Origin of the sequence: Vibrio sp. YIC-376 (genome assembly GCF_052353105.1) — a bacterium.
Lineage (GTDB): Bacteria > Pseudomonadota > Gammaproteobacteria > Enterobacterales > Vibrionaceae > Vibrio.
The window spans coordinates 1-8,195 of sequence record NZ_JBBWFK010000030.1 but is presented as its reverse complement, the minus strand read 5'-3'; the positions used below and the strand labels follow the sequence as shown (position 1 = coordinate 8,195).

Here is an 8,195-nt window from a genome sequence, read left to right as displayed (position 1 = left end):
TAATTCGTTATGAATTAGTCGAAGATCTTAGCAACAACACCAGCACCTACTGTACGGCCACCTTCACGGATCGCGAAACGTAGACCTTCGTCCATTGCGATTGGTGCGATTAGCTCAACAGTCATCTGAATGTTGTCACCTGGCATTACCATTTCTACGCCTTCTGGTAGAGAGATATCACCAGTTACGTCAGTTGTACGGAAGTAGAACTGTGGACGGTAGCCTTTGAAGAATGGAGTGTGACGACCACCTTCATCTTTAGACAGTACGTATACTTCTGATTCAAACTTAGTGTGTGGAGTGATTGAACCTGGTTTAGCTAGTACTTGACCACGTTCTACTTCGTCACGCTTAGTACCACGTAGAAGTGCACCAACGTTCTCACCCGCACGACCTTCGTCTAGAAGTTTACGGAACATTTCAACACCAGTACATGTAGTTGTAATAGTGTCTTTGATACCGATGATAGCAACTTCGTCACCAACTTTTAGGATACCGCGCTCGATACGGCCAGTTACTACTGTACCACGACCTTGGATTGAGAATACGTCTTCGATAGGCATTAGGAATGGCATATCGATCGCACGCTCTGGCTCTGGGATGTAAGAATCTAGAGCTTCAGCTAGTTCGATGATTTTCGCTTCCCATTGCTCTTCGCCGTTTAGTGCGCCTAGAGCTGAACCTTGGATAACTGGTAGGTCATCACCTGGGAAATCGTACTCAGATAGAAGTTCACGAACTTCCATTTCTACTAGTTCTAGTAGCTCTTCATCGTCAACCATGTCACATTTGTTCATGAATACGATGATGTAAGGGATACCAACCTGACGGCCTAGTAGGATGTGCTCACGAGTTTGTGGCATTGGGCCATCTGTTGCAGCAACAACTAGGATACCACCGTCCATTTGCGCAGCACCAGTGATCATGTTTTTAACATAGTCAGCGTGTCCTGGGCAGTCTACGTGTGCGTAGTGACGAGTTGGAGTGTCGTACTCTACGTGAGAAGTAGAGATTGTGATACCACGCTCGCGCTCTTCTGGAGCGTTATCGATAGATGCGAAGTCACGAGCAGCACCGCCGTAAACTTTAGCAAGAGTAGTACAGATAGCTGCAGTTAGAGTTGTTTTACCGTGGTCAACGTGGCCGATAGTACCAACGTTTACGTGCGGTTTTACACGTTCAAATTTTTCTTTAGACATGAGTGGTCCCTCTAGGTACGGATTTTGGTGGCCCAAGTTGACCACGCAACCAAAAAAAGATTATTGGTAAATCTAATATCAAAAGGAAATAAACTTTAAGAGCTGGTGCTGATAGGCAGACTCGAACTGCCGACCTCATCCTTACCAAGGATGCGCTCTACCACCTGAGCTATATCAGCACTCAAATTAGAGTGGAGCGGGCAGCGGGAATCGAACCCGCATCATCAGCTTGGAAGGCTGAGGTAATAGCCATTATACGATGCCCGCAACACGTAACTCTGAGAGCTATTTCCTAAAGAATATGGTGGAGGGGGACGGATTCGAACCATCGAAGGCAGTGCCGGCAGATTTACAGTCTGCTCCCTTTGGCCACTCGGGAACCCCTCCAAAATTTCTAGCCATTCTCACTACTAGGTTGTTTCAATACAGAAACAGGGGAGAATGGTGCCGACTACCGGAATCGAACTGGTGACCTACTGATTACAAGTCAGTTGCTCTACCTACTGAGCTAAGTCGGCATAAGTGGTGCGCATTCTATTGAATGATTTTCTAGGTTGCAATAGTAATTTAAAAAAAAATCAGAAAATTCGATTTTTTGGCTTCATTTGCTGCAAAAACGTACAAACCTTGCATTTTTAAAGCAAACTTCGACCTCCGTCGCTTGCTTTAAAGTGCGCTTGATGTATGTTCATGCTCTCAATGAAAACAAGGATAAAAGAGACCCATGAGCCCATTTTTGTCATTTGACCGTGCCAACTGGGCAGAATTGAGAAATTCTGTGCCAATGACACTTTCTGAAGACGACTTGATTGCGCTTCAGGGCATAAATGAAAACCTAACCATGGAGGAAGCGGTAGAGATCTACCTTCCTTTGTCTCGCCTATTGAATTTGTATGTACAAGCTCGTCAAAGCCGTAATTCTGTTTTACAGCAATTTTTGAATACAGAAGAGCACGCTCCTCCTTTTGTAATAGGAATAGCCGGCAGTGTCGCGGTAGGCAAAAGTACAACAGCTCGTATCCTGAAAGCACTACTTTCACGTTGGGAAAATCACCCTAAAGTGTCATTAGTGACAACAGATGGCTTTTTGTATCCAAAGAAAGTGTTGGAAGAAAAAGGAATAATGCATCGCAAAGGCTTCCCAGAGTCTTATGACATCAAGCATTTAGTTGAGTTTATGTCAGATGTAAAAGCAGGCAAGCCAGATCTAGAAGTGCCCGTCTATTCGCATATTACCTATGACATTACAGACGAACGGAAAAAAGTCGATAGACCTGATGTACTGATCATCGAAGGTTTAAATGTATTACAAAGTGGTATGGATTACCCACATGATCCCCACCGCGTGTTCGTTTCAGATTTCTTGGATTTTTCTATTTACGTTGATGCTGAATCCGACACCATTGAGCAATGGTATGTGGAAAGGTTTTTGAAGTTCCGCCGAGGAGCCTTTACCAAACCGGGGTCTTACTTTAGTCACTATACTCAACTATCGGTCGATGAGGCCAAAAACAAAGCGAAAGAAATCTGGCATAGCATTAACGGGCTCAACTTAGAACATAACATTCTCCCAACAAGGGAAAGAGCCCATTTGATCTTACATAAAGGGGCTAACCATCTCGTGGACAAAGTGTCTCTCAGAAAATAACGAGAGAATCAGTCCCCTTTTCTTAAGGAGATCTCACCACCAATGTAGGTCTCCATGCCGTTCTCTGTTTGCAGTACTACACCACCCTGCTGATCGATACCTTGTACGATGCCATGGATTTCTCTTGGCCCTATTAACAGCTTTACAGAACGCCCTAAAAAGTTATCCAGTCGGTTCCAGCGTTCAACAAACCCTGCCAGACCCGTCATCTCATAGTCAATCAGAGCCGTATTCCAATGCTCTATTAAAGTTAATGCGAGTTGAGTTCTGTCTATTTTCAGCTCACCACATACCTGATTCAGAGTTGTCCAAGGTTGGTCAATCGCAGGCTGTAAATCGGGCATGCCAATATTTATGCCCATGCCCAAGACCAAATGAGCAGCCCCACCGGCCTGCCCGGACATTTCCACCAAGATACCTGCCAGCTTTTTATCCTGATAGTACAGGTCATTCGGCCATTTTAGCTTAACGCCTTCAATCCCCATTGCTTCTAGCGCTTCAACCGCAGCGATGCCAATGACAAGACTTAACCCCATTGCCGCAGCCATACCAGCATCGAGACGCCAATACATAGACAGGTATAAGTTGGAACCAAATGGAGAGATCCATTGACGGCCACGGCGGCCACGACCTTTAGCTTGATACTCAGCTAAACAAACGCGGCCTTTCTCGGATTCATTAACTCTATCCAGCAGATACTGGTTGGTAGAATCAATGACGGGGATGAGTTCCAACTTTTGCGCTGCGTTTGCTGTTAACTTCGCTTCATCCAAAAGCTGCATTGGATATGCCAATTGATAACCACGCCCCTGAATACGGTAGATATCTACTCCCCATTCGCTCAAGCCTTTAATATGTTTAGCTATCGCCGCTCTTGATATACCGAGATCCAGTCCTAATGCTTCACCAGAATGGAACTCTCCGTCACTGAGCGTTTTTAGAATATGGAGCTTAGTTGAGTGATCTTTTCTCATTGTGCAGCCTCAATCTCAGCCAAATTTGTTTCACCAACCTTATTGATAAAACGTACTTCATGCTCGAGCTCTATTTGGTATTTATCCCAAACGGTCTGTTTTACAAGTGAAGCTAGTGCCAGTACATCATGCGCACTGCAGTTATCCACGTTGGTCAGTACCAATGCTTGCAATGGGTTAACCTGTGCACCATTGACAGAGATCCCCTTTAAGCCACATTGATCAATTAACCAACCTGCAGCCACTTTCATTCCGTTTTCTGCAGGGTACGCAACCAAATCGCGGTGAATTTCAATAAGTCGATCATAATGATCTCGAGAGATCACTGGATTCTTAAAAAAGCTACCTGCATTACCCACTTTCGCCGGATCTGGTAATTTCTCTTGGCGAACCTGGCAAACACGTTCAAATATTGATGTTGGACTCAATTTATCTGAAGAGATACTTTGCAGAGGGCCGTATTGGTTAATCGGCTTCCACTGCTTGTTCAGCTTTAGTCCAACAGCAGAAATAAAGCACTTACCATATAAAGCGTGCTTAAAGATGGAGTCACGGTAGCCAAACTCACATTCATCAGCTCTCATTCGTCGAGTCTCGAATGTAGTCAGATCCAAGATGTCCACATAATCACATATATCCTGCAACTCTAGTCCATAAGCCCCAATGTTCTGTATCGGTGCTGAGCCAGCGCAACCAGGAATTAACGCTAGGTTTTCGATTCCGCCATATCCTCTTTCAACACACCAGGAAACGAATTCAGGCCAGTCTTCTCCACCTTCAACGTGTAGTAAGTAATGATCGTTGGTTTCTGTAACCACTTTTCCTGACAACCGGTTGATTATCACCAGACCTTCATAATGTTCGGTAAAAAGAACATTGCTCCCTTTCCCTAAGAAAAGTTTTGGCAAACTGCTAAAAACAGGGTCTTGAAAGAGCTGAATGATATCGTCAAGCGACTCAACGATAGCTAAATAGGAACACGTCTGTTCGATACCAAAAGTGTGATAAGCCTTTAGGCTCGCATTATTTTTAATTTGCATAGTGGGTTTGCAACGCCAGATGAGATTCTCTTAAACTGTCAACATTCTACATTAGTTATCTTTTGACCGCAGTGACAATACCTAGCTCATTAATCATAGAAGTGTTAAATCCGATCAAACTTCCTCTAATTAAGAGGTTGTACAAGACGCACTATCCCGCAGGAAGAGCCAAAAGTGATGAGTTGATCATCACAGCCAGTACCAAGGGCTTAATCGTGGCTTTGCTCCGTATGAAGACCGTAGAGAATTCTCGTTTATTGACGGGGATGCTGGTTATACCCGACTTTAGGGGAACTGGCGTTGGTGATGCTTTACTGACTCATTGTGAAAAAGAAGTTTTCAAAGATGGTGACTACTGCTTTGCTTTTATGCATTTAGAGTCTTATTACTCACAACATGGTTTTAAGGTCATTGATAGCACAAAACTTCCAAACGCATTGAAAACAGCCTTTCTACGCTACGTTAATAGCGGCAAAGATCTCATTCCAATGCAATTCACGCCATCATAAACATCAATGAGCTCGCTTTTGTAGCCAGAGAAATCATATCTTTGGTAAAATATCAGGTTCGCAATATTGCACGAAATTAAGGTACTCACACCGATATGATAGTTAGTAGGAATCCATTCGCACAGTTGCCTAGCCTCGCAGTGAATCCTGAGGACTTTGACGTTCTGTATTCAGCTCAAGAATTCAGAGTTCGCCTTTTGGATGCGATCAGCAAAGCAACGTCACGAATTTACCTAGTCGCTCTATATCTGGAAGATGACGAGGCTGGACGTGAAATACTCACGGCACTTTACGAAGCAAAGCAGCGTAATCCAGGGTTGGATGTCAATATCTGTGTAGACTGGCACCGAGCGCAACGTGGCCTGATTGGTGCAGAAACATCTGAAGGCAATTCAGCGATGTATAAAGCATTTGCGCAGCAATACCAGCACCCCATACCGGTATATGGTATTCCCGTACGTGGTCGCGAAGTCTTTGGCGTCCTGCATTTGAAAGGCTTTATCGTCGATGACACCGTTATATACAGTGGTGCGAGCCTAAATAATGTTTATCTTCAGTACCATGGTCGTTATCGCTTTGACCGTTATCATGTCATTCGACATAAGTCTCTCGCTGACTCGATGGTTCACTTTGTTCAGAATGAGATGATCGCTCATCCAGCAGTCAATGACCTAGCCAACCAAGACAAACCCGAAACAAAAGAAATCAAATCAGCCATTCGCCAGCTTCGCTCTTCTCTTTCTCAAGCGAATTACCAGTTTGAACATGAAACAGAAACAGAAAACGAAGTAAGAGTTACACCACTGGTGGGTTTAGGCAAACGCCGTAATGTACTAAATCAGCAGATCGTAAAGCTACTCTCATCTGCTGAAAGTGAGATTTTCATTTGTACACCCTACTTCAACTTCCCTAAGACCATCCATCGTGAGGTTAAGCGAGCGATGAAACGCGGTGTCAAGGTGACTATCATAGTCGGTGACAAAATAGCGAATGATTTCTATATCTCTCCTGAAGAAGACTTCAAAACCATTGGTGGTTTACCTTATCTTTATGAAGTAAATCTTCGTCGCTTCGCTAAAGCAAACGAAGCGAGTATCGCAGCACGGAAGCTATCGATTCACTTATGGAAACACGACAACAACAGCTTCCATCTTAAAGGCATTTGGGTAGATAAACGATACATGCTCCTAACGGGTAATAACTTAAATCCAAGAGCTTGGTCGCTCGACCTTGAAAATGGCTTACTAATTCAAGATAACTACGCGCAACTCACAGGCAAGTTTGAGGAAGAGGTTTCTCGTATTCTCGAACACACCCAACTGATTTGTACTTATAGACAGTTAGATAAGGTAGAAGAATATCCACTAAGTGTCCAAAAGCTGGTAAGAAAAATTACCCGCTTGAAAGCTGATGGTGTTTTAAAACGCATTCTTTAAGTATCATATCCAGTACTAGTGATTAAGAAGCCCAGCCTATGCTGGGCTTTTTTTATCTACGATATGAGCATGTTGTGAGTTTTGTAGGGCATACTAATCTAAGTAAAAATATGATCTAATTAAGGCGAATTCAATAACCGAACTTATATGCCATTGTAGTGGTCAACAAATTCCGGACACAGATTTAAGCCGATTTTCGGCATTGACTGGCGACAGCCCATCATTGGCTTGATGAGGCCGTTGCCGATTATAGTAGTCCATCAAATAGTAGCTGATATCTTTCTTCGCTTGAGTTTGGGTCAAGTAACCCGTTGCTGGTACCCATTCAGTTTTTAGGCTTCTAAATAGCCTCTCCATTGGAGCGTTGTCCCAACAGTTACCTCGACGACTCATGCTTTGGGTTATGCGATATCGCCAAAGTCTTTGACGAAACTTACGACTGCTGTACTGGCATCCCTGGTCTGAATGGAACATCACGTTCTGAGGCCGCCCCCTTTGCTCCCAGGCCATATCTAGGGCTTTAGAAGCTAATTTAGCATCAGGCTTATCCGATAGAGACCAACCCACGACGCGCCGGCTAAAGAGGTCAAGTACCACGGCGAGATAACTCCACTTAGAACCTGACCAGATATAAGTAATGTCACCGCACCACACTCGATTTGGAGCAACCACAGAGAATTCACGCTTCAGCAGATTCGGGATATCCAACCGCTCTGATTTGGCCTGCTTATATCGATGCGAGCCTGGCTGTTTGCTCATCAGACCGGCTTCTTGCATTATCTTCCGCACCTTAAATCGCCCGATGTCGATGTTTTCTGAACGTAACATGGATACAAGGGCACGACTGCCAGCAGCACCTCGGCTCATGTTGAAGAGCTCTTTAATTCGGCTTGCTAGCCGAATGCGATTAGCGTCCGGCTTTCTCTGTTTAAACTCGTAGTAACAGGAAGAAGCCACATTGAACAGTTCGCAAAGCATCTTGACCGACTCATGCTCCCTTAACTGATCAATTAACGAGAACGTTCGAGTTCGTCCGACATTAAGAGAGCGGTGGCCTTTTTTAGTATGGCTTTCTCTCTTTCTAATCGACTAATTCTGGCTTCTAATTCCTGGATTTTTTGTTGTTCAGGCGTAAGGGCCTTGGCCGCCGGAGTTGTACCACCACGCTCAATCTTGAGTTGGTCGACCCAACGTCGTAAAGCTGTTTCACCAACATCCATGGAGCGTGCTGCTTCAGGTACCGAATATCCTTGGTCAAGCACCAAGCTTGCAGCATCCATTTTGAATTCAGCAGAAAATGTACGTCGTTGTCGTTTTGTCATGGAACACCTCATTTATGGTGGAGACTTTACCACCTAATTTGGTGTCCGGGATCATTAAACCACTACA

Annotated in this window: 7 protein-coding genes and 4 tRNA genes; 3 read left to right on the top strand and 8 right to left on the bottom strand. The window is 44.4% G+C overall.

What is annotated here, in order from left to right:
- Positions 1 to 14: 14 nt before the first annotated feature.
- The 5 genes from tuf to WJM94_RS24310 all read right to left on the bottom strand — a co-directional run bounded on the left by tuf (position 15) and on the right by WJM94_RS24310 (position 1,717).
- Positions 15 to 1,199: an elongation factor Tu gene (gene tuf / locus WJM94_RS24330; protein ID WP_444496495.1), complete on the bottom strand. Its 1,185-nt coding sequence runs from the start codon at positions 1,197 to 1,199 to the stop codon at positions 15 to 17.
- A 103-nt stretch (positions 1,200 to 1,302) separates the two neighbouring features.
- Positions 1,303 to 1,378: transfer RNA gene (locus WJM94_RS24325), tRNA-Thr, on the bottom strand.
- A 13-nt stretch (positions 1,379 to 1,391) separates the two neighbouring features.
- Positions 1,392 to 1,466: transfer RNA gene (locus WJM94_RS24320), tRNA-Gly, on the bottom strand.
- A gap of 35 nt (positions 1,467 to 1,501) precedes the next feature.
- A tRNA-Tyr gene (locus tag WJM94_RS24315) sits at positions 1,502 to 1,586 on the bottom strand.
- Between the two features lie 55 nt (positions 1,587 to 1,641).
- Positions 1,642 to 1,717 (bottom strand) — tRNA-Thr (locus WJM94_RS24310).
- A gap of 206 nt (positions 1,718 to 1,923) precedes the next feature.
- Here WJM94_RS24310 and coaA point away from each other — a divergent pair.
- Positions 1,924 to 2,847 carry a type I pantothenate kinase gene (gene coaA / locus WJM94_RS24305; RefSeq protein ID WP_444496714.1) on the top strand — a complete coding sequence of 308 codons (924 nt, stop codon included), beginning with the start codon at positions 1,924 to 1,926 and terminating at the stop codon, positions 2,845 to 2,847.
- An 8-nt stretch (positions 2,848 to 2,855) separates the two neighbouring features.
- Here coaA and birA read toward each other — a convergent pair whose 3' ends face one another.
- Complete coding sequence (birA, locus tag WJM94_RS24300; RefSeq protein WP_444496713.1) at positions 2,856 to 3,821, bottom strand: bifunctional biotin--[acetyl-CoA-carboxylase] ligase/biotin operon repressor BirA; 966 nt, start codon at positions 3,819 to 3,821, stop codon at positions 2,856 to 2,858.
- Positions 3,818 to 4,861 (bottom strand): UDP-N-acetylmuramate dehydrogenase, encoded by a 1,044-nt coding sequence (murB, locus tag WJM94_RS24295; protein ID WP_444496712.1) that lies wholly within the window; start codon positions 4,859 to 4,861, stop codon positions 3,818 to 3,820. Before murB ends, birA begins: the two co-directional genes overlap by 4 nt.
- Positions 4,862 to 4,962: 101 nt before the next feature.
- On the opposite strand from murB, the gene WJM94_RS24290 reads away from it, so the two are divergent.
- Positions 4,963 to 5,370 (top strand): GNAT family N-acetyltransferase, encoded by a 408-nt coding sequence (locus tag WJM94_RS24290; protein ID WP_444496715.1) that lies wholly within the window; start codon positions 4,963 to 4,965, stop codon positions 5,368 to 5,370.
- Between the two features lie 95 nt (positions 5,371 to 5,465).
- Positions 5,466 to 6,806, top strand: a complete 1,341-nt coding sequence (gene pssA / locus WJM94_RS24285; RefSeq protein ID WP_444496711.1) for a CDP-diacylglycerol--serine O-phosphatidyltransferase — start codon at positions 5,466 to 5,468, stop codon at positions 6,804 to 6,806.
- A gap of 162 nt (positions 6,807 to 6,968) precedes the next feature.
- Here pssA and WJM94_RS24280 read toward each other — a convergent pair.
- A protein-coding gene (locus WJM94_RS24280) for an IS3 family transposase (protein WP_444492974.1) occupies positions 6,969 to 8,128 on the bottom strand; the annotation gives its coding sequence in 2 pieces (ribosomal slippage) (positions 6,969 to 7,870 and positions 7,870 to 8,128; 1,161 coding nt in all).
- Positions 8,129 to 8,195 lie beyond the last annotated feature (67 nt).

Bases quoted from the DNA above. Each gene is read 5' to 3' on its own strand.
- murB (WP_444496712.1), bottom strand. From the start codon at position 4,861: ATGCAAATTAAAAATAATGCGAGCCTAAAGGCTTATCACACTTTTGGT.
- pssA (WP_444496711.1), top strand. From the start codon at position 5,466: ATGATAGTTAGTAGGAATCCATTCGCACAGTTGCCTAGCCTCGCAGTG.
- coaA (WP_444496714.1), top strand. From the start codon at position 1,924: ATGAGCCCATTTTTGTCATTTGACCGTGCCAACTGGGCAGAATTGAGA.
- tuf (WP_444496495.1), bottom strand. From the start codon at position 1,199: ATGTCTAAAGAAAAATTTGAACGTGTAAAACCGCACGTAAACGTTGGT.
- birA (WP_444496713.1), bottom strand. From the start codon at position 3,821: ATGAGAAAAGATCACTCAACTAAGCTCCATATTCTAAAAACGCTCAGT.